This window comes from Paramicrobacterium humi, from assembly GCF_900105715.1.
GTDB classification, from domain to species: Bacteria; Actinomycetota; Actinomycetes; order Actinomycetales; family Microbacteriaceae; genus Paramicrobacterium; species Paramicrobacterium humi.
Genome location: NZ_FNRY01000001.1, coordinates 747990 through 771201, shown reverse-complemented (window position 1 = coordinate 771201; position 23212 = coordinate 747990). Strand labels below are relative to the sequence as shown.

At 68.3% G+C, this 23212-nt stretch carries 21 protein-coding genes; 14 read left to right on the top strand and 7 right to left on the bottom strand.

The features are described from left to right. The first annotated feature begins 21 nt into the window (after positions 1-21). From gabT to BLV49_RS03850, 3 genes are all read left to right on the top strand, one after another. Positions 22-1392, top strand: a complete 1371-nt coding sequence (gene gabT, locus BLV49_RS03860; protein ID WP_091180029.1) for a 4-aminobutyrate--2-oxoglutarate transaminase — start codon at positions 22-24, stop codon at positions 1390-1392. A gap of 9 nt (positions 1393-1401) precedes the next feature. Then, a complete protein-coding gene (locus BLV49_RS03855) occupies positions 1402-2853 on the top strand; it encodes an NAD-dependent succinate-semialdehyde dehydrogenase (protein WP_091180026.1) in 1452 nt (483 codons plus the stop codon). A 72-nt stretch (positions 2854-2925) separates the two neighbouring features. Next, the gene (locus tag BLV49_RS03850) at positions 2926-4347 is read left to right on the top strand and encodes an aminobutyraldehyde dehydrogenase (protein WP_091180023.1); all 1422 of its coding nucleotides are present in this window, start codon (positions 2926-2928) and stop codon (positions 4345-4347) included. Positions 4348-4414: 67 nt separating this feature from the next. On the opposite strand, the gene BLV49_RS03845 is transcribed toward BLV49_RS03850, so the two are convergent. After that, positions 4415-5407 (bottom strand): LacI family DNA-binding transcriptional regulator, encoded by a 993-nt coding sequence (locus tag BLV49_RS03845; protein ID WP_091180020.1) that lies wholly within the window; start codon positions 5405-5407, stop codon positions 4415-4417. A gap of 170 nt (positions 5408-5577) precedes the next feature. Here BLV49_RS03845 and BLV49_RS03840 point away from each other — a divergent pair, with 170 nt between their 5' ends. The 4 genes from BLV49_RS03840 to BLV49_RS03825 are packed head-to-tail and all read left to right on the top strand — an operon-like array spanning position 5578 to position 10829. Next, the gene (locus BLV49_RS03840; RefSeq protein WP_091180015.1) at positions 5578-6846 is read left to right on the top strand and encodes a sugar ABC transporter substrate-binding protein; all 1269 of its coding nucleotides are present in this window, start codon (positions 5578-5580) and stop codon (positions 6844-6846) included. A 4-nt stretch (positions 6847-6850) separates the two neighbouring features. Continuing rightward, on the top strand, positions 6851-7933 hold the full coding sequence (locus tag BLV49_RS03835) for a carbohydrate ABC transporter permease (RefSeq protein WP_091180011.1): 1083 nt from the start codon (positions 6851-6853) through the stop codon (positions 7931-7933). Beyond that, a complete protein-coding gene (locus tag BLV49_RS03830; protein WP_091180008.1) occupies positions 7930-8835 on the top strand; it encodes a carbohydrate ABC transporter permease in 906 nt (301 codons plus the stop codon). Before BLV49_RS03835 ends, BLV49_RS03830 begins: the two co-directional genes overlap by 4 nt. After that, the gene (locus BLV49_RS03825) at positions 8832-10829 is read left to right on the top strand and encodes a glycogen debranching N-terminal domain-containing protein (RefSeq protein ID WP_091180004.1); all 1998 of its coding nucleotides are present in this window, start codon (positions 8832-8834) and stop codon (positions 10827-10829) included. The genes BLV49_RS03830 and BLV49_RS03825 overlap by 4 nt, the downstream gene beginning before the upstream one ends. 20 nt (positions 10830-10849) lie before the next feature. On the opposite strand, the gene BLV49_RS03820 is transcribed toward BLV49_RS03825, so the two are convergent. After that, on the bottom strand, positions 10850-11725 hold the full coding sequence (locus tag BLV49_RS03820; protein WP_091179999.1) for a sugar phosphate isomerase/epimerase family protein: 876 nt from the start codon (positions 11723-11725) through the stop codon (positions 10850-10852). 46 nt (positions 11726-11771) lie between these two features. Further along, on the bottom strand, positions 11772-12260 hold the full coding sequence (locus BLV49_RS03815) for a YajQ family cyclic di-GMP-binding protein (protein WP_091179996.1): 489 nt from the start codon (positions 12258-12260) through the stop codon (positions 11772-11774). A gap of 107 nt (positions 12261-12367) precedes the next feature. Here BLV49_RS03815 and BLV49_RS03810 point away from each other — a divergent pair, with 107 nt between their 5' ends. Genes BLV49_RS03810 through BLV49_RS03805 form a run of 3 tightly spaced genes read left to right on the top strand, consistent with a single transcriptional unit; the run spans position 12368 to position 13830 of the window. Continuing rightward, positions 12368-12841, top strand: coding sequence for a transporter substrate-binding domain-containing protein (locus BLV49_RS03810; protein WP_091179993.1), 474 nt, complete (start codon positions 12368-12370; stop codon positions 12839-12841). After that, positions 12838-13008, top strand: coding sequence for a hypothetical protein (locus BLV49_RS17360; RefSeq protein WP_342706612.1), 171 nt, complete (start codon positions 12838-12840; stop codon positions 13006-13008). The genes BLV49_RS03810 and BLV49_RS17360 overlap by 4 nt, the downstream gene beginning before the upstream one ends. Positions 13009-13011: 3 nt before the next feature. Continuing rightward, positions 13012-13830, top strand: a complete 819-nt coding sequence (locus BLV49_RS03805; protein WP_342706639.1) for a cation efflux transmembrane domain-containing protein — start codon at positions 13012-13014, stop codon at positions 13828-13830. Between the two features lie 51 nt (positions 13831-13881). Here the strand turns inward: BLV49_RS03805 and BLV49_RS03800 are convergent, their stop codons facing one another. The 3 genes from BLV49_RS03800 to BLV49_RS03790 all read right to left on the bottom strand — a co-directional run bounded on the left by BLV49_RS03800 (position 13882) and on the right by BLV49_RS03790 (position 16346). Continuing rightward, positions 13882-14232, bottom strand: coding sequence for a nuclear transport factor 2-like protein (locus BLV49_RS03800; RefSeq protein WP_091179991.1), 351 nt, complete (start codon positions 14230-14232; stop codon positions 13882-13884). Between the two features lie 85 nt (positions 14233-14317). After that, a complete protein-coding gene (locus BLV49_RS03795) occupies positions 14318-15367 on the bottom strand; it encodes a hypothetical protein (protein WP_091179989.1) in 1050 nt (349 codons plus the stop codon). After that, complete coding sequence (locus BLV49_RS03790) at positions 15348-16346, bottom strand: LysR family transcriptional regulator (protein ID WP_091179986.1); 999 nt, start codon at positions 16344-16346, stop codon at positions 15348-15350. Before BLV49_RS03790 ends, BLV49_RS03795 begins: the two co-directional genes overlap by 20 nt. 128 nt (positions 16347-16474) lie before the next feature. Here BLV49_RS03790 and BLV49_RS03785 point away from each other — a divergent pair, with 128 nt between their 5' ends. Further along, complete coding sequence (locus tag BLV49_RS03785; protein ID WP_091179981.1) at positions 16475-20197, top strand: proline dehydrogenase family protein; 3723 nt, start codon at positions 16475-16477, stop codon at positions 20195-20197. A gap of 29 nt (positions 20198-20226) precedes the next feature. Here BLV49_RS03785 and BLV49_RS03780 read toward each other — a convergent pair whose 3' ends face one another. Continuing rightward, positions 20227-20481 (bottom strand): hypothetical protein, encoded by a 255-nt coding sequence (locus tag BLV49_RS03780; protein WP_091179977.1) that lies wholly within the window; start codon positions 20479-20481, stop codon positions 20227-20229. A gap of 90 nt (positions 20482-20571) precedes the next feature. On the opposite strand from BLV49_RS03780, the gene BLV49_RS03775 reads away from it, so the two are divergent. The 3 genes from BLV49_RS03775 (at position 20572) to BLV49_RS03765 (ending at position 23198) form a co-directional block, all read left to right on the top strand. Next, on the top strand, positions 20572-21252 hold the full coding sequence (locus BLV49_RS03775) for a DNA alkylation repair protein (protein ID WP_091179974.1): 681 nt from the start codon (positions 20572-20574) through the stop codon (positions 21250-21252). 80 nt (positions 21253-21332) lie between these two features. Next, the gene (locus tag BLV49_RS03770; RefSeq protein ID WP_091179970.1) at positions 21333-21764 is read left to right on the top strand and encodes an SRPBCC domain-containing protein; all 432 of its coding nucleotides are present in this window, start codon (positions 21333-21335) and stop codon (positions 21762-21764) included. Positions 21765-21797: 33 nt separating this feature from the next. Then, positions 21798-23198 carry a DHA2 family efflux MFS transporter permease subunit gene (locus BLV49_RS03765; RefSeq protein ID WP_091179966.1) on the top strand — a complete coding sequence of 467 codons (1401 nt, stop codon included), beginning with the start codon at positions 21798-21800 and terminating at the stop codon, positions 23196-23198. The last annotated feature ends 14 nt before the right edge of the window (positions 23199-23212 follow it).

Below are 23212 nucleotides of genomic sequence, written 5' to 3'. Positions count from 1 at the left end.
GTAGTCGCCGAAGGAGGAACCATGACCGTGACGGATTCGGCAGCCCTCGCGCTGCGCGGCGGACCCGGCCTGGTCCAAGAGCGTCGACTCGTGACGCCGATCCCCGGCGCGCGCTCGGTCGAGCTCATGGAGCGCAAGCGCGCCGCCGTCGCGGGAGGCGTCGGGACAACGATGCCGGTGTTCGCGCAAGCCGCCGGCGGCGGCGTCGTGATCGACGTCGACGGCAACTCGCTCATCGACCTCGGCTCGGGAATCGCCGTCACGGGCGTCGGCAACGCGCACCCCGCCGTGGCGGCCGCCGTCGCCGAGCAGGCGGCGCGCTTCACGCACACGTGCTTCATGATCACCCCCTATGACGGTTACGTCGCCGTCGCCGAGGCGCTCAACCGCCTCACACCGGGCGATCACGAGAAGCGCAGCGTGCTGTTCAACTCGGGCGCCGAGGCCGTCGAGAACGCCGTCAAGATCGCCCGTGCCCACACCGGCCGGCAAGCGGTGATCGCCTTCGACCATGCCTATCACGGCCGCACGAACCTCACGATGGCGCTCACCGCGAAGGCAGTGCCCTACAAGAGCGGCTTCGGACCCTTCGCACCCGAGGTGTACCGTGCGCCCGTGTCGTACCCGCTGCGCGACGGCGGGCTGAGTGGACCGGATGCCGCTGCCGCGGCGATCCGCATGATCGAGAAGCAAGTCGGCGCGGCGAACGTCGCCGCGATCATCATCGAGCCGATCCTCGGCGAAGGCGGCTTCATCGTCCCCGCGGACGGGTTCCTTCCGGCTCTCGTGGACTGGGCGAACGCGAACGGCGTCGTCTTCATCGCTGATGAGGTGCAGACCGGCTTCGGCCGAACCGGCCGCATGTTCGCGAGCGAGCACTTCGGCATCGTCCCCGACCTCGTCACGACCGCGAAGGGCATCGCCGGAGGCCTCCCGCTCTCGGCCGTCACCGGGCGTGCGGAGATCATGGATGCCGTGCACGCCGGGGGTCTCGGCGGCACCTACGGCGGGAGCCCCGTCGCGTGCGCGGCCACGCTCGCCGCGATCGATGCCTTCGAGAACGAGGGACTGTGCGAGGCGGCCGAGAGCATCGGCGAGATCATCGTCCGCCGCTTCCGCGAGCTCGCGGCATCCGATCCCCGCATCGGAGACGTGCGGGGCCTCGGCGCGATGATCGCCGTCGAATTCGTGCACCCCGAGACGGGAGAGCCCGATCCGGAGCTGACCGCGCGCGTCGCGGCATCCGCCCACACCCAGGGCGTGATCGTGCTCACGTGCGGCACCTATGGAAACGTGATCCGCTTCCTGCCGCCCCTGACCATCCCCCTCGAGCTTCTGGTCGAGGGACTCGACATCGTCGCGACGGCACTGCGCGACGCACCCACGAACTGAAGGAGAACAATGACAACCGAATCCGAGCTTCTCGCCACGGTCCCCACCGGCCTGTTCATCGGCGGTGAATGGCGCGACACCGAGGCGACGATCGACGTGAACGACCCGTCGCGCGGCAGCGTCATCGCGCGCATCGCCGACGCGACTCCCGCCGACGCGACGGCGGCGCTCGACGCGGCCGTGAACGCGCAGGAGAGCTGGGCGGCCACGCCGCCGCGGCAGCGCGGCGAGCTGCTGCGCCGCGCGTTCGACCTGCTGCAGGAGCGCGCGGACGAGTTCGCGCTGCTCATGACGCTCGAGATGGGCAAACCGCTCGCCGAGTCAAAGGGCGAGGTCACCTACGGCGGCGAGTTCCTGCGCTGGTTCAGCGAGGAGGCCGTGCGCATCGTCGGCCGCTATGGGACGAACCCCGAGGGAACGGGCACGACGATCGTGTCGCAGCACCCCGTCGGGCCGTGCTTCCTCATCACCCCATGGAACTTCCCGCTCGCCATGGCGACGCGCAAGATCGCGCCGGCGCTCGCCGCCGGCTGCACGGTCGTCGTCAAGCCGGCGACGCTCACGCCGCTCACGACGCTGTACTTCGCGAAGCTGCTCGAGGACGCGGGCGTGCCCGCGGGCGTCGTCAACGTCATCACCTCCTCCCACACCGGCGAGATCTCCAGCGCCATAATCGATGACCCGCGACTGCGCAAGCTGAGCTTCACCGGCTCGACGCCCGTCGGGCAGAAGCTCATCGCGCAGTCGGCGAAGAACGTGCTGCGCACCTCGATGGAGCTCGGCGGAAACGCGCCGTTCGTCGTGTTCGACGACGCCGATCTCGACAAGGCGGTCGAGGGGGCCCTCGCCGCGAAGTTCCGCAACATCGGCCAGGCCTGCACGGCCGCTAACCGCTTCATCGTGCACGAGTCGGTGGCGGAGGAGTTCGGCCGCCGCGTCACCGAGCGCGTCACGGCGATGCGCGTCGGTCGCGGAACCGACGACGGCGTGACGATCGGCCCGCTCATCGACGGCAAGGCCGTCGCGAAAGCGACGGAGCTCGTCTCCGACGCCGTCGACAAGGGCGCATCGGTGCTCGCCGGCGGCGGCGCGATCGAGGGCGACGGCACGTTCTATCAGCCGACGGTGCTCGCCGACGTCCCGGAGTCCGCGAACATCCTGCGCGAGGAGATCTTCGGGCCCGTGCTCGCCATCACGACGTTCTCGGACGAGGACGAAGCCGTGCGCCTCGCGAACAACACCGAGTACGGCCTCGTGTCGTACGTCTTCACCCAGGACCTCGCGCGCGGGCACCGCATGATCCAGCGCCTCGCGACGGGAATGATGGGCCTCAACGCCGGGGTCATCTCGAACGCCTCGGCGCCGTTCGGCGGTGTCAAGCAGTCCGGCATCGGTCGCGAGGGCGGCTTCGAGGGCATCCACGAGTACCTGTCGACCAAGTACACCATGATCCCGGCATAGCGGTTCGCGGGCGGGTGCCGACCGGCATCCGCCCGGGACTCGACGGGCAGAACTCGCAAAGGAGCGATTGCTATGACGAGCACACTTCAGAACTTCATCGGCGGAGAATTCGTCGATGCGGCGGGAACGGCGACGATCGACGTGGTCAACCCCATGACGGAGGAGGTGGTCGCGATCTCGCCCGTCTCGGACCAGGCAGACGTGGATGCCGCGTTCGAGGCCGCGCTCGCGGCATCGGCGACGTGGAAGCGCACGACGCCCGGGCAGCGTCAGGCCGCGCTGCTCGCGTTCGCCGACGCGCTCGAGGCCCGCGCCGACGACATCGTCGAGGCGCAGCACCGCAACACGGGACAGCCGTGCGAGATGATCCGCGTCGAGGAGGTCGTCACGGGCTGCGACCACTTGCGCTACTTCGCCGGTGCCGCACGGGTGCTCGAGGGCGCGGCGGCGGGCGAGTACTTCGCGGGCCACACCTCGTACGTGCGCCGCGAGCCGATCGGGGTCGTCGCGCAGGTGACGCCGTGGAACTACCCGTTCATGATGGCGATCTGGAAGATCGCGCCGGCCCTCGCCGCCGGAAACACGACGGTGCTGAAGCCGAGCGACACGACGCCCGAGTCCACGCTCGTGCTCGCCGACGTGAGCCGCGGCGTGCTGCCCGACGGCGTGCTGGGCGTGATCCTCGGCGACGCGACGACCGGCGAGCTCATGGTCAGCCACCCGGTCCCCGGGCTCGTGTCGATCACCGGGTCGGTGCGCGCCGGCCAGCAGGTGGCGACGTCGGCGGCGAAGCACGTGCACCGCTCCCACCTCGAGCTCGGCGGCAAGGCGCCCGCGATCGTCTTCGACGACGCCGACCTGCCGGCGACCGCGGCCGCGCTCGCCGAGTCCGCCTACTTCAACGCCGGGCAGGACTGCACGGCTGTTACGCGCGTCTTGGTGCAGGATGCCGCTCACGACGCGTTCGTCGACGAGCTCGTGCGCGCGGCCGAGGCCACGACGACGGGGGAGGGCGACGACGCCTTCTACGGCCCGCTCAACAACGTGAACCACCTCGCGAAGGTGCAGGCGGTTCTCGACGATCTGCCCGCGCACGCCGTCGTGCGAACCGGCGGCCGGCGCGTGGGGGAGCGCGGCTTCTTCTTCGCCCCGACCGTCATCACCGACGTGCGGCAAGACGACGAGTGCGTGCAGAAGGAGACCTTCGGCCCCGTGATCACGGTGCAGCGCTTCACCGACGAGGCCGAGGCGGTCGCGCTCGCGAACGATGTCGACTACGGCCTCGCGTCAAGCGTGTGGACGACCGACCACGGTCGCGCGATGCGCGTCAGTCGCGACCTCGACTTCGGCTGCGTATGGGTCAACACCCACATCCTGCTCACCGCCGAGATGCCGCACGGCGGCTTCAAGATGTCGGGCTACGGAAAGGACCTCTCGATGTACGGGCTCGAGGACTACACGCGCGTCAAGCACGTCATGCACGCGCTCGGCTAGTCGGGTCGAGCCGCGCGCGTCCATATCGGCCAATCATCCGTCTGTGGGGAATCGGCGACCTCGTCGCTTACCGCAGCGTCTCCTCGCGCACCACGAGCTCCGGGGCGATGAGCCGGTGTCGCGGTCCGTTCGTCGAGTCCGTGAGCAGTTCAAGCACGCCGCTCGCGACGGCGGTCAGCTGCTGGTCGACGCTCGAGAACCCGAGGGATGCTGCGACGGGCGTGTTGTCGAACCCGACGACGGGCGTCGTCCCTGACGCGGCGACGAGAGCGCCGAGGGCGAGACCGTCACTCGCCGTGACGACCGCCTCGAGCCCCGGGTTTCGCGACATGAGCCGGCGCATGGCGGCCGTCCCCGCGCTCACGCTGTCCTCCGCTCGCTCCACGAGACCGTCGAGGTCGGGGACGGAAGCCGTGCGCAGCGTCTCCGCCCACCCGCCGTGCCGATCGTCGCCCGTTCCCGAGCCGCTCGGCCAGCCGATGTAGCCGATGCGCCGATGCCCGGCCTCGAGCAGATGCTCCGTCGCCTGGCGCACGCCGTCGCGTCCGTCGACGTCGACCCACGCGTGTGCTGGGTCGGTCATGTCGTTGATGCCCCACGGGCGGCCGAACGTCACGAAGCGCTGCCCGCGTTCGATGAGCCAATCGGTGCGCGGATCGCCGTAGTACGTCGAGGTGAGCACGAAGGCGTCGACGTCGGCCCCGTCGACGAGTCGTGCGAGCTGGCGGATCTCGTCGTCGGCGCCCAACGCCGTATAGAGCAGCACGCGGAGGCCGACCGCATCCGCCTGCTCGGTCAGCGCGTGCAGAAAGCGATCGAGAATGGAGCCCGAGATGCCGTCGGAGACAGGATCGAGTCGGATGCCGATCGTCGAGCTCGTCTGGGTGCGCAGTCGGCGGGCGGAGGCGTGAGGGCGGTAGCCGAGCTCTTCGATCGCTTTGCTGACGCGCTCCCGCGTCGCCTCGCGAACCCGATCGGGGGCGTTTAGCACGTTCGAGACCGTCTGTCGGGAGACACCGGCCGCCTCAGCGACGTCGGTGACCGTAGGAAGCCGCGACATCCAGCCTCCCAACGTGCCTTGACAGTGGTACTCGTGCGCACTAGCGTAACCAGCATACGCAATTTGATCGATCAAACTGGGTATTGCGTTGCGATGTTTGAACGATCAAACCACGTCACACGGCACAGTCGCCGCGGCAGCTCACACGGCGACCCGAATAAGGAGTCACCATGCAACGACGCAGAGGTCGTCGGCTCGCCATCGCAATGGCCGCCGCGGCAGCAACTTTCGCCCTCACCGCGTGTGGTTCGGGGTTCAGCGACGAAGGTGGAGGAAATGGAGGAGGCGGCTCCTCTCCCGGCACGCTCACCTCGTCCGACGACGCGCTCACCGTCATGATCGGGTCGAGCGGCGACGCCGAGACCAAGGCCGTCAACGACGCCGTCGCCGCCTGGTCGAAGGACTCCGGAACCGATGCGAAAGTCATCGCCGCGAGCGACCTGAACCAGCAGCTCTCGCAAGGCTTTGCGGCCAAGAAGCCGGCCGACGTGTTCTATCTCTCGACAGACGCGCTCGCGGGGTACGCCTCGAACGGCTCGCTCCTCGCCTACGGCGATCAGCTGAAGAACAAGGATGACTTCTACCCGAGCCTCGTGTCGTCGTTCACCTACGACGGCAAGTTCTACTGCGCGCCGAAGGACTTCTCCACGCTGCAGCTCATCATCAACACCGACATGTGGAAGGCCGCGGGTCTCACCGACTCCGACTACCCGAAGACGTGGGACGACCTCGAGGCGGTCGCGAAGAAGCTCACGACCGGTGATCAGACCGGACTCGTGACGAGCGGCGAGTACGCGCGTGTCGGTGCCTTCATGGTCCAAGCCGGCGGCAACCTCATGAACGACGACAGCACGAAGGCGACCGCCGATAGCGACGCCAACGTGCAGGCGCTCGAGTACGTGAAGAAGCTGTTGAACGAGGGCGTCTACAAGTTCGCGGCCGACGTCGGCGCCGGCTGGGGCGGAGAGGCGTTCGGCAAAAAGCTCGGCGCGATGACGATCGAGGGCAACTGGATCACGGGCGCCATGAGCGCGGACTTCCCCGATGTGCACTACGCCGTCGTGCCCCTGCCGGAAGGTCCGGCGGGCAACGGAACCCTGCAGTTCACGAACTGCTGGGGCATCGCCGCCGACAGTCCCAACCAGAAGGCCGCACTCGACCTGGTGGAGAACCTGACGAGCAAGGATGCCCAACTCGCCTTCTCTAAGGCCTTCGGACCCATGCCGTCGATCCAGTCAGCCGCCGACGAGTGGAAGAGCAACAACCCGAACCTCGCGCCGTTCCTCGACGCGGCCGCCTACGCGAAGGGCGTTCCGACGGCAAAGGGAGCTTCTGACGTCGTAGCCGACTTCAACTCGAAGATCGGGTCGCTGAAGTCGGGTGACCCGAAGCAGATCCTCGAAGCGACGCAGAAGAACCTCGAAGCCCTGCTGAAGTAGAGCCATGACCGAGACGATGACGCGGTCTCACCGCTCCGGGCTTCGGAGGGGTGAGACCGCCTCGGGATGGCTGTTCACCGCGCCCATGCTGATCCTGCTCGGCCTGTTCCTCGTCATCCCCGTGCTCATGGCCCTGTGGGTGAGCTTCTCCGACTGGAGCGGACGCGGAAGCCCGTTCTCGTCGAGCGTGTCGTTCACGGGGGTCGACAACTACGAGAAGCTCCTGGCCGGCGGCGGGCTCGCCGAGCAGGATTTCGGGACGTCACTGCGCAACAACGCTTGGTACGTTGTGCTCGTCGTTCCCATCCAGACGGCCGTGTCGCTGTTCCTCGCCGTGATGGTCAACCGCGCCGTGCTGCGCGGGCGCGGCTTCTTCCGCACCGCGTTCTACTTCCCCTCCGTCACGAGCTCCGTCGCCATCACCGTCCTGTGGCTGTTCCTGTTCTCCACGACGGGAGCGGTGAACAAGGCGCTCTCGTGGATCGGCGTGCACGGTCCGAACTGGTTCAACGAGCCGAGTGGCATCCTGCACAACTTCCTCGGTCTGTTCGGCGTCCAGTCGGGGCCGGCGCTGCTCACGGACCACGACTTCCTCGGGATCTCGTGGTGGGAGTGGCTCGCGGGCCCCTCCGTGGCGATGACGGCGTTCATCATCATGGCCGTGTTCACCACGAGCGGCACGTTCATGCTGCTGTTCATCGCGGCGCTGCAGAATCTCGGCGGCGACGTGCAGGAGGCGGCGATGATGGACGGCGCCAACGGCTGGCAGCGGTTCTGGCGCGTCACGCTGCCGCAGCTGCGACCGGCGCTGTTCACCGTGCTCACCCTCGGACTCATCGGCTGCTGGCAGGTCTTCGACCAGATCTACACGGGAACTCAAGGTGCGCCAGGGAAGACGACGCTCACGCCCGCGTACCTCTCGTACAAGGCGGCGTTCAACGACCAGCAGTGGGGGCAGGGCGCGGCGATCGCGTTCATCCTGTTCATCATCATCGTTCTGTTCACGCTCCTGCAGCGGTGGGTGCTGCGCGAGCGTCCCGTGTCGAAGCGACGGGCACGGCTCTACACGATCGGGGAGAAGCCATGACCGTGGCAGATGAGACGCGCATCGCCGTCAGCGGCGCGCCCGTGCGCCGTGCGGCGGGGCATCGGCCGCGCTCGACGGGCACGATCGCCGCGACCTCGATCGCCTACGCCGTGCTTATCGCGCTCGCGATCGTGTACATCATGCCGTTCCTCATCCAGGTGGCGACGTCGTTCAAGACTGACGCGGAAGCGGCATCCGATCCCATCTCGCTCATCCCGCAGAGCTGGAGTCTCGCCGCCTACACGAAGCTGTTCGCGTACTCCGATTTCCCCGTGTGGTTCAAGAACTCGGTCATCGTGACGGTGTTCGTGACGGTCGGCAGGGTGTTCTTCGATTCGCTCGCCGGCTACGCGCTGGCGCGGCTGCACTTTCGCGGCCGCAGCGCCGTGTTCGCCGGACTCGTCGCCGTCATGAGCGTTCCCGCTGTCGTGCTGCTGATCCCCAAGTTCCTCGTCATCAACCAGCTCGGCATCTTCGACTCGTACACGGGCATGATCCTTCCGCTGCTCGTCGACGCCGCCGGCGTCTTCATCATGAAGGGCTTCTTCGAATCGATCCCCGTGAGCGTCGAAGAGCAGGCCCGCATCGACGGGGCCGACACATTCCGCGTCTTCTGGTCGGTCGTGCTGCCGATGGCGCGCCCCGCGCTCATCACGATCATCATCCTGAGCTTCCAGGGTTCGTGGAACGAGTTGAGCCACTTCATCATCTCGACCCAGAGTCCGGCGCTCACGACGCTCACCAAGGGGGTCGCGTCGCTCGCGAGCGGGCAGCTGAGCCAGGGGAGCCAGTACCCGCTCAAGCTCGCCGCCGCCGCGATCATGACGATTCCCGTCGCCGTCATGTTCTTCATCTTCCAGCGCCGCATCATGAACACGAGCGAGGGGGCCGTCAAGGGATGATCGACGAAAACGAGGCCGGGCGGCAGCCGCTGCTGAACGATGCGACCATCGTGCTGCGCGCACCGACACAAGTGTGGTCGGATGCCACCGGCGACATGGGGGATGCCGCCATCCACGGCGTCTACCACGCCGACACGCGCGTGTTGTCCGCAGCACGATTGAGCGTCGGCGGGCAGCGGCCCGAGACGATCGCGACGCAGCCCCGGGGAGCGAGCGGAATCACCCACGTCGCACTGCTGCGCGGCCTCGACGACCCGACGCCCGACCCGCGTGTGCGACTTGAGCGAGTGCGCGACGTCACAGCCGGCGAGATCACCGAGCGGCTCGTGGTGCGCTCGGGCCTGCGCGAGCAGCTGCTTGTTCCGCTTCGCCTTGAGCTCGCGCCGGACGCGAGCTCCATGGCGCACGTGAAAGCGGGTGCGCCGGCGTCGGCCGACGTTCCGGTCGACGACGGGGGCGGTGCCTGGCGCGCGGGCGGCGTTCAGGTGGCGCTTCACGCACCCGGCGCGCGGGTGTCCGTGGAGAACGGGGTCACGGCGATCGAATGGCAGCTCACCGTGCCGCCGCACGGCAGCGCCGAAGCGCTGTGGGCGCTCCAGATGATCGAGGACGCCCCCGTCGTCGCCGACGCCATCCGCCCCGCCCCCTGGCAGGACGTGTCGGTGGCGACGGGGGACACGCGGCTCGCGCGCTGGATCGAGACGTCGCTCGCGGATCTCGACGCCTTGCGCATGACGCTCGCGCGACTGCCGGGAGAGGAGTTCCTCGCGGCGGGCGCGCCCTGGTTCTTCACCCTGTTCGGCCGGGACTCCATCTGGGCGGCGCGCTTCCTGCTGCCGCTCGGAACCGAACTCGCTGCGTCGACCTTGCGCGTGCTTGCCGCGCTTCAGGGCGATGACGTGGATGCGGCGACGGCCGAACAGCCGGGGAAGATCATGCACGAGCTGCGCGCCGACACGCTCGAGATGCCGGGCGAGGGAATCTCGCTTCCGCCGCTGTACTACGGCACGATCGACGCTACCGCACTCTGGGTGTGCCTGTTGCACGACGCCTGGCAGTGGGGCATGCCGGCCGACCAGGTCGAGAAGCTGCTTCCCACGCTCGAGGCGGCGCTCGCGTGGCTGCGGGACCACGGCGACAGCGATGGGGACGGCTTCCTCGAGTACGTCGACGAGACCGGGCACGGTCTCGCGAACCAGGGCTGGAAGGACTCCGGTGACTCCGTGCAGTGGAAGGACGGCAGCCTCGCCGAGGGGCCGATCGCGCTGTGCGAGGTGCAGGGCTACGCCTTCGAGGCGGCGATCGGCGGCGCCGAGCTGCTCGATGCGTTCGAGCGACCCGGAGGCGATGACTGGCGCTCCTGGGCGGCGAACCTCAAGCGGCGCTTCGCGGAGGCGTTCTGGCTGGAGGACGAGCGCGGCCGGTACCCCGCGATCGCGCTCGACGCTCGGAAACGGCCCGTCGACACGGTCACGAGCAACATGGGTCACCTGCTCGGAACCGGCATCCTCGGGGACGGTGACGCCGCCGCGATAGCAGCACGGCTCGCGTCCCCGCAGCTCGACAGCGGGTACGGGCTGCGGACGATGTCGACGGAGTCAGCGGGCTACTGGCCCCTGAGCTATCACGGCGGAGCCGTGTGGGCGCACGACACCGCCATCGCGGCGCGCGGCCTCGGCGTCGAGGGCTTCGACGACGAGGCCGGCAATCTGATTCGCGGACTCATGGCCGCGGCGGAGGGATTCGACTATCGAATGCCGGAGCTGCACTCCGGGGACGCGATCAGCGAGGCGACCCGCCCCGTGCCGTACCCGGCGGCGTGCCGCCCCCAGGCCTGGTCGGCGGCAGCCTCGATCCAGGCGCTCGCGACAGCGCTCGGACTCCGCCCGGACGGCGACCGGCTCGTGTCGAAGCCGCTTCACTCTGCACCGGCGGGGACGATCACGCTCAGCGGCATCCGTCTCGGTGATCGTCGTCTCGACGTCGGCGGCTGAGGGAACGGCGGCGAGCGTCGTCAGTGCAGCGCGATCGTCTCCACCGCGTGCAGGTGTCCGCGGATGAAGGCGTTCGCGTGTGCGGCGAGGTCGGCGCCGTCCTGCCAGAGGTTGCGCCAGATGCCGAGCGTGGCGGTCAGCTGCGGATCGACGACGGCAGAGGAGAACGACTCGAACACGATCGGGCCGTCGTAGCGCACGTGTCCGAGCGCCTTGAAGAACGTGTCGAAGTCGACGCTTCCGGTGCCGAGGTAGCCGCGGTGGCTCTCGCCGATGTGCACGTACTCGAGCCGTCCGGCCGCGTGCGCGGCGAGGACCGGTTCGAACATGCTCGATTCCTCGATGTTCATGTGGTACGTGTCGATGTGCGCGCCGACGTTGTCCCGGCCGACCTGCTCGACGTACGCGACCGCCTGCTTCGCCGTATTGAGAATGTTCGTCTCGTAGTGGTTGACGACCTCGAGCCCCAACCGGATCCCGAGCTCGGCGGCGCGGTCGGCGAGGCGGCCGATCGCCTCCTGGCCGTGCTGCACTTCGAGTTCCGTCGCCGTGCGCATGTGCTTCTTCATCGGCCCGTAGATCACACCGACAAGGTGGCTCGAGCCGAGCTCGTGCAGGATCTCAAGGATCTTCGTCAGGTGCTTTTCGCCGCGCTCGACGACCGCGGTGTCCTCGGAGCTGATGTTGATGTCATCGGTCAGACCGAGGGATGCCGTCACGGCGAGGCCGTGCTCGGCCGCGAGCGCCTTGGTGAGCTCGACGTTCCAGTCGTCGGGGTGGAAGAGCGGCAGCTCGATGAGGTCGAAGCCCGCCTTCGCGGTTCCCTCGAACGCCGTGCGCAGGCCGGCCTCGTCGAACGTGCCGGTCCAGACGGACGCGTGGCAGCCGATCTTCATTGTTCGTGCTCCTTGTCGTACGGCATCCGCTCGGGATGCCCGATCCTCAGCGGAAGTTGATGAACTGCAGGTCGATGTCGAGGTCGCTGCCCTTGAGCAGCGCGATCGTCGACTGGAGGTCGTCGCGGCTCTTCGACTGCACGCGCAGCTCGTCGCCCTGGATCTGGCTCTTGACGCTCTTTGGCGCCTCGTCGCGGATGAGCTTCGAGATCTTCTTGGCCTGGTCCGACTCGATGCCGTTCTTCAGACCGACCTCGATGCGGTACTCCTTGCCGCTCGGGTACGGTTCGCCGGCGTCGAGGCTCTTGAGTGAGATGCCGCGCTTGATGAACTTCGACTCCAACACGTCGAGAATGGCCTTCACGCGTTCTTCGGTGTTGGCCTTGAGCAGGACCTTTTCTCCCGACCAGTCCACCGAGGCGTCGGTGCCCTTGAAGTCATAGCGCTGCTCGACTTCCTTGCGGGCCTGGTTGACGGCGTTGTCCGCCTCCATCTTGTCGACCTTGCTGACGATGTCAAACGATGAATCTGCCATGCCCACATGCTAGCCCGAGTTGTCAGCACAGGTCTCGCGGATAGTCGGCGGTGCAAGCTCTTGTCAAGCACTCCCCGTCGCCGGCGCCGCTCTCCTGACGTCAGAGCATGCGATTACTTGTCGGCGCCCTCGCGCTGCTCGTGATGCTCACGCTCAGCGGCTGCGGCATCACGATCCCCACTGATCCGAACGGCTCCCTCGACCGCGCGAGCGGCGGCACCCTCCGCGTCGGCATCTCACCCAACGGTGACCTCGCCGTCGTCGACGACAGCGGCTACAGCGGGAAGGAAGTCGACATCGTTCGCGGCTTCGCCCGCAGCATCGACGCCGAGATCGACTGGACGGTGGGCAGCGAGGAGGCTCTCGTGCGCGGCCTTGAGACGCAGAAGCTCGACGTCGTCATCGGCGGAATCACCGACCAGACGCCCTGGACGGATCGGGTCGGGCTCACCCGGCCGTACCTGCAGACGACGGCGGACGACGGGGCGTCGCTGAGCGTCGTCATGCTCTTGCCGATGGGGGAGAACGCGCTGTTGAGCGAGCTTGAGACGTATCTCGATTCACAGAGGGTGGACGCATGATCGCGAACGTCGAACGAGTGAAGCGGGCGCTGCCCGCCGAGCAGGAGGACGCGCTCAAGAAGGCCGTGCGCCTCGAGTGGCTCAGTATCGCGTTCACGGCGTGCACAGTCACGATCGTGTACTTCGTCCTCGGCAACTCGCAGGCGATGAAGACGGCGTGGGTCTAAGACATCCTCTCGACCACACCGCAGTTCGCCTTCCTGATCGCAGTCGCGTTCATCGGCCGGAAGGCGAGTCGTTCGCACCCGTACGGCTACCACCGGGCGATGGGCGTCGGCCATCTCGTCGCAGCGGTCGCTCTCGTGCTCGTGGCCGCAAACCTCATCATCGAGGCCGCATCGGGCCTGATCGCGGCCGAGCACCCCACGATCGGCACCGTGAATCTGTGGGGGCACACGGTATGGCTCGGCTGGCTCATGATGGGCATCATGGCGCTCATCGCGGCACCGCCGGTGTTCTTCGGCCGCGCGAAGATGAAGGTCGCGCGTCGGCTGCACAACAAGCTGCTGTTCGCGGATGCCGACATGAGCAGCGCCGACTGGACCACGAACGTCGGCTCGATCATCGGCGTCGCGGGCATCGGGGTGGGACTGTGGTGGCTCGACTCCGCCGCAGCGCTGTTCATCGCCGCCGGCATCCTGTGGGACGGCGTGAAGAATACGAAGGCCGCTGTCCTCGATCTCATGGACAAGCGCGCGACGACGTTCGACCAGGAGAAGGCGCATCCGCTCGTGCATGACGTGCACGAATACCTGCGGTCGCTGCCGTGGGTCGTCGACGTCGGATCCCGCGTGCGCGACCAGGGGCAGGTGTTCCACATCGAGACCTTCGTCGTTCCGCGCAGGGGGAAGGTATCGACGGAGAAGCTCGAGGAGGCGACGCGGAAGTGCGCCTCGCTCGACTGGCGGGTGCAGGACATCGTGCTCGTGCCCGTCGCAGCGATTCCCGACATCGCGACGCGTCATCAGGGCGACGCGGATGAGCACTGAACTGGCGCCGGACGCGAACCGCGGCTGAGCTCGCGCGCTTCTTCGCCTGACTCAGTCGCGCGGCCAGGTCGTGTAGTGGATCGTCTGGGCGACGATGAGCCCGTCGACGACGAAATACGAGTCAGCGCCGTCGCGGATGATGTCGTCGTCGCCCTTCGCCGTCCACTCGAGGAACCCATAGTCCCGCTCGATCACGGTGCGGTTGTAGTTGAAGATGCCCGAGCTCACGGCCTCGGCGAGCAGAGCCGAGGACTGGCGGATGCCATCGTGGCCGCGGAACGTTCCGAAGCCCGAGAGGATCACGATGTCCTTCGAGAAGTTCTGCTCAATGTCGCCTTCCAGATCTCCCTCGAGGCGCTTCATCAGGTGATCGTGGATAACGTCGGTCGGCGTGCGGGTCATTGTTCCTCCTGTCACTCTCTCGCCAGCATCGTCGCCTCGACAGCAGAATCCCAGGCGTTGACAGAACGCGCCCGCGCGGCATCCGTCAGATCATCGTCATGAGCAGCCAGCCGATCGCTATGCACGCCATGACCGCGATCGTGCCCCACTGAACGCCCGTGCGCAGCCGGCGCCCCTGCGGGGCCACGAGGTTCGCGGTCGCCGCCTGCGCGTGCAGCGGTTCGGCGCCGTCCGGCAGCATCCGATCGTCCCTGTAGTTGTCGGAGCGAGCGATCGCCTTCGCCGCGACGGTGTCGACGATGCGCAGAAACCGGCGCCACGTGCCCGCCTCGAGCGGCTCGTACGAACCGCCGGCGTAGAGGAACATCCAGTCGTCGACGATCTCCACATCGAAGCCCGAGACCGTGTCGATGAGCATCGCCATGAAGTCCGGCGTGAACACGTAGAGCGCGTCGCGCTCGTACTCCCGCGGACAGTAGAGCGTGAAGTGCCGATCGAAGTCGCCCTCGAGCGAGAGCACCTGGTCGCGAGAGAACGCGCGCGGCAGGTTCGAGCCGAAGAGGCCGTTGTTCGAGCGCGAGTCGAGCACCATGTGCGGCAGTCTACGGTCGAGCTTGACGGCGACGTACTGCCAGCGATGCGTCGTGCTGCTCTTCCCACTGCCCGTCGTGTAGCGGTAGTTGGCGATGTCGAAGTAGCGGCCATTCGTCGCGTAGAGGCGATCGGATGCCGTGCGGTCGCGGCCCTGCCCGAAGATGAGCCCGGGGTAGCTCGGCCCGACCGTCTCCGGGCGCATGCCCCAGCCGTTGGCGGCGGCGAAGTTCGCGAGGCGCAGCCAGCGCGCCCAGCGCAAGTGACGGATCAGCAGGACGCCCGCGATCACGGCGGCGACGACGGCGACGGGGATGAACGCCGTTACCGAGAAGCCCGTCTCGGCCACGCCCGACACGATCGCAGGACCGATGACGAGGGCGGCGACGCCGACGATGACGAACACGAGGATGCTGCCGCCCCAGCCGGCTGCGCGCCGCGCCGCGACGCCGTACGAGCCGCTCGCCACGTCGTTCCGGAAGGCGCGGACCGCTGACCGATCGACGTGTGCGGTCAGGGCGCTCTCATCGATCGTGCGAGTCATGGCTCGATCGTAGAGCCGGGCTCTGCGTACGCTCAATCGGCAGCGGTCCCCAAGCGTCGCTTGTGCTGCGCGCGGAGATCTCGGCGACGGCGTCGGCGAGCGCCTCCCGCACCGCGACGACTCCCGGTCGGGCCGCGTTCGACGCGCGCGCCGACGTGAACAGCTCCCGCTGCGGGGAGCCCGGCAGATCGAGGAGCCGAACGCTCGGCACGTCGCCCGCCCACAGCAGGTCGGGCAGGATGCCGACGGCGCTGCCCGTGCGGATGAGCCGGACGTGCGCCATGAGGTCGGCGGTCTCGAAGCGAACGTCGGGCTCGAAGCCCGATTGGCGGCACAGCTGCAGCGCCCAGCTGCGTGACGCCGTTCCGCTCGGCTCCATGACCCACGGCACATGTCGGACGGATGCCGGGAGGCCCTCGCTCGCGTCGGCTGCGCTCACCGTCACGTGCGGCGGCACCGCGAGCCGCAGGGCGTCGAGGCCGAGCAGCACCCGATCGAGATCGGGGCGCATCGCGCGCGTGCGTCCCGGATACTGCTCGGCGATCACGAGGTCGAAATCGCGCGCGGCCACTTCGAACAGGGCGGCATCCGGTTCACGCTCGATCGTGAGTACGCGCAAGTCGGGATGCCGTCGCGCGACGAGCGCGATCGCTCGCGGCACGATCGCGTGCGCAGCCGACTGCAGCACCGCGAGGCGTACGGTGCCCGACACCGAGCCGAGCGAAGCGGTAACGGCGGACTCCGCCTCGTCGAGGGCGTCGAGCAGGCTGCCCGCGCGCTCGGCGAGCACCTCGCCCTGCGGCGTGAGCAGAACGCGCCGGCCGCTCTTCTGCAGCAGCGGCACCCCCACCTCGCGCTCAAGCTGCGCGAGCTGCTGCGAGACGGCGGACGGACTGTAGGCGAGCGCGTCGGCGACGCGCGCGAGCGTGCCGCGCAGCTTGAGCTCGTGCAGGACCCGCAGGCGGCGCATGTCCAGCATCCGTCCTCCTCAACAGTGAAGCAGGTTTGACGAATATCCTTCGAGAATAGTCGCTGTACCTGTTGAATTCGGCGATGCAGACTGAGCGGAGAAGCCCGAACGTCTGGCGGAGGAATAGTCTCGTGAGCATGGCTGAAGCGTCGATCGACACGTCCCGCGACCCCCTCGCCCGCGAGGCTGTGAAGCTCGCGGAGCACTGGGTGCGCGAGAGCGCCGACTTCCCGAGCGATCCCGCGGCGCAGCGGCTCGCCGGCGTTCTCAAAGACCCGAACGGATTGCCGTTCACCGTCGGCTTCGTCGACGGCGTCATGCGACCGGAGGACCTCTTCGTCGCGGGCTACGGGCTGCAGAAGGTGGCGAAGCTCACGCCCAAGTTCCTGCCCTGGTACATGCGCGCCGCCATCGCGTGCGGCGGCGTGCTCGGACCCGTCATCCCCGGCATCGTCATCCCCATCGCCCGTCGTGTGCTGCGCGAGATGGTCGGCCACCTCGTCGTCGACGCGACGCCCGAGAAGCTCGGTCCCGCGATCGCCCACTTGCGCGAGGACGGCTCGCGGCTCAATCTCAACCTGCTCGGCGAGGCGGTGCTCGGCGAGGCCGAGGCGCAGCGTCGTTTCGACGGCACGATGGCTCTGCTCGAGCGCGACGACGTCGACTACGTCTCGATCAAGGTCTCGTCGATCGTCGCGCAGCTGTCGATGTGGGCCTTCGACGAAGCCGTCGAGCTCGTCGTCGAGAAGGTGCTCCCGCTGTATCGCCTCGCCGCGGACCGCGAGCGGGCCGGGCAGCGCAAGTTCATCAACCTCGACATGGAGGAGTACCGCGACCTCGACCTCACGATCGCGGTGTTCACGCGACTGCTCGAGCATCCCGAGCTGCGGGATCTCGAGGCGGGGATCGTGCTTCAGGCGTACCTGCCCGACGCCCTCGCGGCGATGCAGGAGCTCAACGCGTGGGCGCGCACTCGCCGCGCCGCGGGCGGGGCGCCCGTCAAGGTGCGCCTCGTGAAGGGCGCGAACCTGGTCATGGAGAACGTCGACGCCGAGATGCACGGCTGGCCGCAGGCGCCGTACTCGCGCAAGCAGGACACCGACGCGAACTACAAGCGCGTGCTCGAGTGGGCGCTCACGCCCGAGCGGACGGATGCCGTGCGGCTCGGCGTTGCGGGCCACAACCTTTTCGACGTCGCCTACGCCTGGCTGCTCGCCGAGAGCCGCGGCGTGACGGACGCCGTCGAATTCGAGATGCTGCTCGGCATGGCAACGGGGCAGGCCACCGAAGTGAGGAAGGTCGTCGGCGACCTGCTGCTCTACACGCCCGTCGTCAACCCGCACGAGTTCGACGTCGCCATCTCCTACCTCATCCGCCGTCTCGAAGAGAACGCGTCGACCGAGAACTACATGTCGGCGGTGTTCGAGCTCAACGACAACCCGGCGCTGCTCGAGCGTGAGAAGAAGCGCTTCCTCGACTCCGTCGCCGAACTCGACCGGGACGGCGCCGAGCCGCCGGCGCGCAATCGCGACCAGGACCGCGCGAACGAGTGGCGCCTCGCCGGCGACGTGCCGAAGGACAGCCGAACGGATGCCGCTGACGGCGGCGCCGCGCCCGACGCGGCATCCGCCACCACTCGCCCCGCAGACGACGCCGTCGAGCTCGGACTCACGCAGCAAGTGCTGCACCTCGGCCGGCCGAAGGGCGAGATTCCCGGCCCGTTCGACACGACGCGCATCTTCACCGGCACCTTCGACGCCGTCACGCACAGCGAGGAGGGCATGCCCGGCTTCCGCAACACGCCCGACACCGACCCCGCGCTGCCCGCGAACCGCGTGTGGGGCCGCGGCATCATCGCGCGCATGGAGGATTCGCAGCTCGGCGTCGACACCGTCGCCGCGCACCGTGTGAGCGACCCCGCCGAGCTCGAAGGGCTCATTCAGACCGTGCGCGATGCCGGAGCGGCGTGGGGCGAGCGCCCGGCCGCCGATCGCGCCGCCGTCATCGACCGCGCCGCCGACGCGCTCGCCGCGCACCGCGACCGGCTGCTCGAGGTGATGGGCTCCGAGACGGGCAAGACGATCGCCGAGGGGGACCCCGAGGTGAGTGAGGCGATCGACTTCGCCCACTACTACGCGGCCCAAGCGCGACAGCTCGACCGCGTGCAGGGCGCCGTGTTCGTGCCCTCCCGGCTCACGGTCGTGACGCCGCCGTGGAACTTCCCGCTCGCCATTCCCGCGGGAGGAGTGCTCGCGGCTCTCGCCGCCGGCTCCGGCGTCATCATCAAGCCCGCGCCGCAGTCCGAGCGCACGGCCGCCGTCATGGTCGAGGCCCTGTGGGAAGCCGGAGTGCCGCGGGAGCTGCTCGCCTACGTCTCGCTCGAGGAGAACGAGCTCGGCACGGCACTCATCTCGCACGACGCCGTCGACCGCGTCATCCTCACCGGCTCGTGGGACACCGCGAAGCTCTTCCGCTCGTGGAAGCCCGACCTGCCGCTGCTCGCCGAGACGAGTGGGAAGAACGCGATCATCGTCACACCGAGCGCGGACATCGACCTCGCGGCATCCGACGTCGTCAAGAGCGCGTTCGGCCACGCCGGCCAGAAGTGCTCCGCGTCGAGCCTCGTCATCCTCGTCGGCTCGGTCGCGCGCTCGGAGCGCTTCCAGCGCCAGCTCGTCGACGCGACCATGTCGCTGCGCGTCGGATACCCCTCAGATCCCTCGACGCAGATGGGCCCGCTCATTGAGCCGGCGCACGGCAAGCTCTTGCACGCGCTCACCGAGCTCGGCGTGGGCGAAGAGTGGCTCGTCAAGCCCAAGCGGCTCGATCGAACGGGACGACTGTGGTCTCCCGGCATCCGCACGGGCGTCAAGCCCGGCTCGTACTTCCACCTGACCGAGTTCTTCGGGCCCGTGCTCGGCGTCATGCACGCGCGCACGCTCGACGACGCGATCCGCTACGTCAACGCCATCGACTACGGCCTGACGTCGGGACTGCACACGCAGGACCCGCAGGATCTCGAGGATTGGCTCGCGAGCGTCGAGGCCGGCAACCTGTACGTGAACCGCGGCATCACGGGAGCCATCGTGCAGCGTCAGCCGTTCGGCGGCTGGAAGCGCTCGTCCGTCGGCGCGGGCACCAAGGCCGGCGGACCGAGCTACCTGTACGGGCTCGGCTCGTGGCGCACCGCTCGCGGAAGCTCGAGCTCGACGCTGCACCTGCGCGGGCTCGACTCGCGCATCACCTCCCTCATCGAGGCCGCCCAGCCGTCGATGGGATACGAGGAGTTCGACGTGCTGCGGCGCTCCGCCCTCTCGGATGCCATCGCCTGGGCCGGCGAATACGGCGATGTGCGAGACGCGAGCGGCCTCACCGTCGAACGGAACATTCTGCGCTATCGACCGGTTCCCGTCGCCGTTCGCGCCGCAGCCGACGCGTCACTCGGTGAGACGCTTCGCGTCATCGTCGCCGGAGTGCGCGCCCGCTCGCATGTGAGCGTGAGCGTCGCAGAGCCCATGCCGACGGCGGTGCTGCGCATGCTCGACGCGCTCGGGGTCGTGATCACTGTCGAGTCGGATGCCGAGTGGATCGAGCGCACGGCGAATCCGCCGCTTCTCGACGGACCGCCGCAGGGCCGCGTGCCGCGCGTCCGGCTCGTCGGCGGCGACGCCGACCGGCGCGCTGACCTGCACCGCCGCCTGGCGGAGGCGCTCGACGGCGACCCCGACGTCGCGATCTACGCCGGCCCGGTGACGCAGTCCGGGCGCATCGAGCTGTTGCCGTTCCTGCACGAGCAGGCGATCTCGATCACGGCGCACCGGTTCGGAAACCTCGACCCGTGGAGCGAGCCCGTCATCTGACGCGTGTGTTGTCCCGCTCGGGTGGCCCGCTAAAGCACGCGCCGCATGCGACCGAGCCGGTCGAACTGCTCGACGGAGCCGAGAAATCTCATCTCTCCCGTGTGCCGGTCGACGAGCACGGGACCTTCACCGCAGACCGGGACGAGTTCGTCCACCATCCAGATGCCGAAGCCGATCGTGTACCCGTCCTTGTCGCCGTAGACCTCGGGAGAGACCTGCCGGTCAGACCGGTGAACCGCGAGGTAGGCCTCGGCGAGGACATGGGCTTGGGCAGGACTGAGCATGTGTGAACGATACGGGCGAGCACCGACATCCGGCTGCGGAGTCCAGCGCGGCCTAGTCTTGATGCACGCCCAGAGGTGGAGGAGGACGCCATGGTCGACACTCGCGACGCGGACGTCGATGCCGTCCTCGCCCAGCTTGCGGCCCTGGAGGATCCCAGGATCCGGGCGGTGAACGAGCGCCACGGCGATGACCACGGCGTCAACCTCACCAAGCTGCGCGCCATCGCGAAGAGCCTCAAGACGCAGCACGAGCTCGCCGGACGGCTGTGGGCGACCGGCGACACGGCCGCGCGTCTCGTCGCGATTCTCGTGTGCCGCCCCAAAGCGTACGATGCCGACGAGTTGGACACCATGCTCCGCGAGGCCCGGGTTCCGAAAGTGCACGACTGGCTCCTCAGCTACGTCGTCAAGAAGAACGCCAACGTCGAAGAGCTTCGGACGGCGTGGTTCGCAGATCCGGACCCCGTCGTCGCAAGTGCCGGGTGGTCGCTGACAAGCGCTCTCGTCGAGAAGAAGCCCGACGGCCTCCATCTGCCGGGGCTTCTCGATCTCATCGAGGCGCACATGAGGGACGCGCCCGAGCGGTTGCAGTGGGCGATGAACGAGTGCCTCGCCATGATCGGCATCCACCATCCCGAGCTCCGCGAGCGCGCGCTGGCGATCGGCGAACGCCTCGAAGTGCTCAAGGACTATCCGACTCCGCCGAACTGCACGTCTCCGTTCGCGCCGATCTGGATCACCGAGATCGCGCGCCGCCGAGAGCAGGCGTAGCGCCGACCGGAGCTCTCGCGCTTCCCGCTTCCGCGGGTGCGGCGTATTCTGCAGAGAAACAGGCATGAGGAGCCGCCGTCATGACCGAGAACCACATCGCCACATCCACGACCTCCATCTCCGCCACGCCGACTCGCGTGTGGTCGGTGCTCACCGATCCGGAGGCCATCAGACAGTTCATGTTCGGCACGGAGGTCGAGACGAGCTGGCAGCCCGGAAGCCGCATCGTCTGGCGCGGCACGTGGCAGGGCTCGCCGTACGAGGACAAGGGGGAGATCCTCGAATTCGAGCCGGAACACCGGATGGTGATGACGCACTTCAGCCCCCTCACCGGCCTCCCCGACGAGCCCGAGAACTACCACACGCTCACGTGGACGCTCACCGACGACGGGGATCGCACGGAACTGACGCTCGAGCAGGATAATAACCCGAGCGCCGAGGCCGCCGACCACTCCCGAGAAATGTGGGACGGTCTCGTCGCAACGGTAAAGGCCATCGCCGAGAAGGAGTGAGCCGCGGCCGCGCAACCGGCGCATAATCGGGGTATGGCTGACACGCAGGTCTCCGCCGGCGAGCGCGCGAAGCGACTCGTGCTCGTCGTCGCCATCCTCGCCTCGTTCGTGTCGTTCCTCGACGGCTCGATCGTGAACGTCGCCCTGCCGTCGATCGCCGACGAGCTCGGCGGGGGCCTTGCCGTGCAGCAGTGGGTCGTCGACGCGTACATGCTCACGCTCGGCGCGCTCATCCTGCTCGCCGGCTCCCTCTCCGACGCGTTCGGACGCGGTCGCGTCCTCGCCGCCGGCCTCGTCTGGTTCGGCGTGACGTCGCTGCTGTGCGCCATCGCGCCGACGGCGACGCTGCTCATCATCGCTCGCGCGCTGCAGGGGGTCGCAGCGGCCCTGCTCGTGCCGAGCTCCCTCGCCATCATCATGTCGACCTTTCCCTCGAAAGAGCAGGGCGGCGCCATCGGCCGCTGGACCGCATGGACGGGCACGGCCATGATCATCGGGCCGCTGCTCGGGGGCGGGCTCGTGGATGCTGTGAGCTGGCGTCTCATCTTCGCCATCAACGTCGTGCCCATCGTCGTGACGCTGTGGCTCATGCGGCGGATGCCGGCGCAGCCCCGCCCGGCCGGCGGCGCGCACGTCGACATTCTCGGCGCTGTGCTCGGTGCCGTCGGACTCGGAGGCCTCGTGTTCGCTCTCATCGAGCAAGAGCGTTTCGGGTGGACGAGCCTCGTCGTCCTCGTTCCGCTCGTGGTCGGCGTGGCGGCATCCGCTCTGTTCATCGTGTGGCAGGCGAGGGCGCGCTCGCCGATGCTGCCGCTCACTCTGTTCCGCGCCCGGAACTTCTCCGTTGGGAACGTCGCCACGGTGTTCGTGTACGGCGCGCTGAGCTTCGGCCTGTTCATCATGGTCATCTACCTGCAGCAGGCGGCGGGGTTCCCGGCGACGCTCGCGGGGCTCGCGACGATGCCCCCGACTCTCGTGATGCTCGCCCTGTCGGGCCGCATCGGCGCGTGGTCGAGCCGCATCGGACCGCGCCTGTTCATGGGCGTCGGACCGATCGTCGCGGGCATCGGCTTCGCCCTGACCGTGACGGTGCAGCCCGCGATCAACTACTGGCTGCAATTGCTTCCCGGTCTGCTGCTCTTCGGACTCGGGCTGTCGATAACTGTCGCGCCGCTCACGAGTGCGATTCTCGGCGCCATCAGCACCGAGCGCTCGGGCATCGCCTCGGCCGTGAACAACGCCGTCTCGCGGGTCGCGGGACTCGTGACCGTCGCGTGCGCGGGCCTCATCATCGGCGGCAGCGTCGACCTCGACGGATTTCGACGGGGCATGATCGTGACCGCGGCGATGCTCATCGTCGGCGGCATCGTCTCCCTCATCGGCATCACGAATCGCGACGTCGTCGAGACGCCGATCGATCAGACGGCCTCGTGAGCGTGGCCGCCTAG

Coding starts and splice junctions, on each gene's coding strand:
- gabT (WP_091180029.1), top strand. CDS start 22: ATGACCGTGACGGATTCGGCAGCCCTCGCGCTGCGCGGCGGACCCGGC.
- BLV49_RS03855 (WP_091180026.1), top strand. CDS start 1,402: ATGACAACCGAATCCGAGCTTCTCGCCACGGTCCCCACCGGCCTGTTC.
- BLV49_RS03850 (WP_091180023.1), top strand. CDS start 2,926: ATGACGAGCACACTTCAGAACTTCATCGGCGGAGAATTCGTCGATGCG.
- BLV49_RS03845 (WP_091180020.1), bottom strand. CDS start 5,407: ATGTCGCGGCTTCCTACGGTCACCGACGTCGCTGAGGCGGCCGGTGTC.
- BLV49_RS03840 (WP_091180015.1), top strand. CDS start 5,578: ATGCAACGACGCAGAGGTCGTCGGCTCGCCATCGCAATGGCCGCCGCG.
- BLV49_RS03835 (WP_091180011.1), top strand. CDS start 6,851: ATGACCGAGACGATGACGCGGTCTCACCGCTCCGGGCTTCGGAGGGGT.
- BLV49_RS03830 (WP_091180008.1), top strand. CDS start 7,930: ATGACCGTGGCAGATGAGACGCGCATCGCCGTCAGCGGCGCGCCCGTG.
- BLV49_RS03825 (WP_091180004.1), top strand. CDS start 8,832: ATGATCGACGAAAACGAGGCCGGGCGGCAGCCGCTGCTGAACGATGCG.
- BLV49_RS03820 (WP_091179999.1), bottom strand. CDS start 11,725: ATGAAGATCGGCTGCCACGCGTCCGTCTGGACCGGCACGTTCGACGAG.
- BLV49_RS03815 (WP_091179996.1), bottom strand. CDS start 12,260: ATGGCAGATTCATCGTTTGACATCGTCAGCAAGGTCGACAAGATGGAG.
- BLV49_RS03810 (WP_091179993.1), top strand. CDS start 12,368: ATGCGATTACTTGTCGGCGCCCTCGCGCTGCTCGTGATGCTCACGCTC.
- BLV49_RS17360 (WP_342706612.1), top strand. CDS start 12,838: ATGATCGCGAACGTCGAACGAGTGAAGCGGGCGCTGCCCGCCGAGCAG.
- BLV49_RS03800 (WP_091179991.1), bottom strand. CDS start 14,232: ATGACCCGCACGCCGACCGACGTTATCCACGATCACCTGATGAAGCGC.
- BLV49_RS03795 (WP_091179989.1), bottom strand. CDS start 15,367: ATGACTCGCACGATCGATGAGAGCGCCCTGACCGCACACGTCGATCGG.
- BLV49_RS03790 (WP_091179986.1), bottom strand. CDS start 16,346: ATGCTGGACATGCGCCGCCTGCGGGTCCTGCACGAGCTCAAGCTGCGC.
- BLV49_RS03785 (WP_091179981.1), top strand. CDS start 16,475: ATGGCTGAAGCGTCGATCGACACGTCCCGCGACCCCCTCGCCCGCGAG.
- BLV49_RS03780 (WP_091179977.1), bottom strand. CDS start 20,481: ATGCTCAGTCCTGCCCAAGCCCATGTCCTCGCCGAGGCCTACCTCGCG.
- BLV49_RS03775 (WP_091179974.1), top strand. CDS start 20,572: ATGGTCGACACTCGCGACGCGGACGTCGATGCCGTCCTCGCCCAGCTT.
- BLV49_RS03770 (WP_091179970.1), top strand. CDS start 21,333: ATGACCGAGAACCACATCGCCACATCCACGACCTCCATCTCCGCCACG.
- BLV49_RS03765 (WP_091179966.1), top strand. CDS start 21,798: ATGGCTGACACGCAGGTCTCCGCCGGCGAGCGCGCGAAGCGACTCGTG.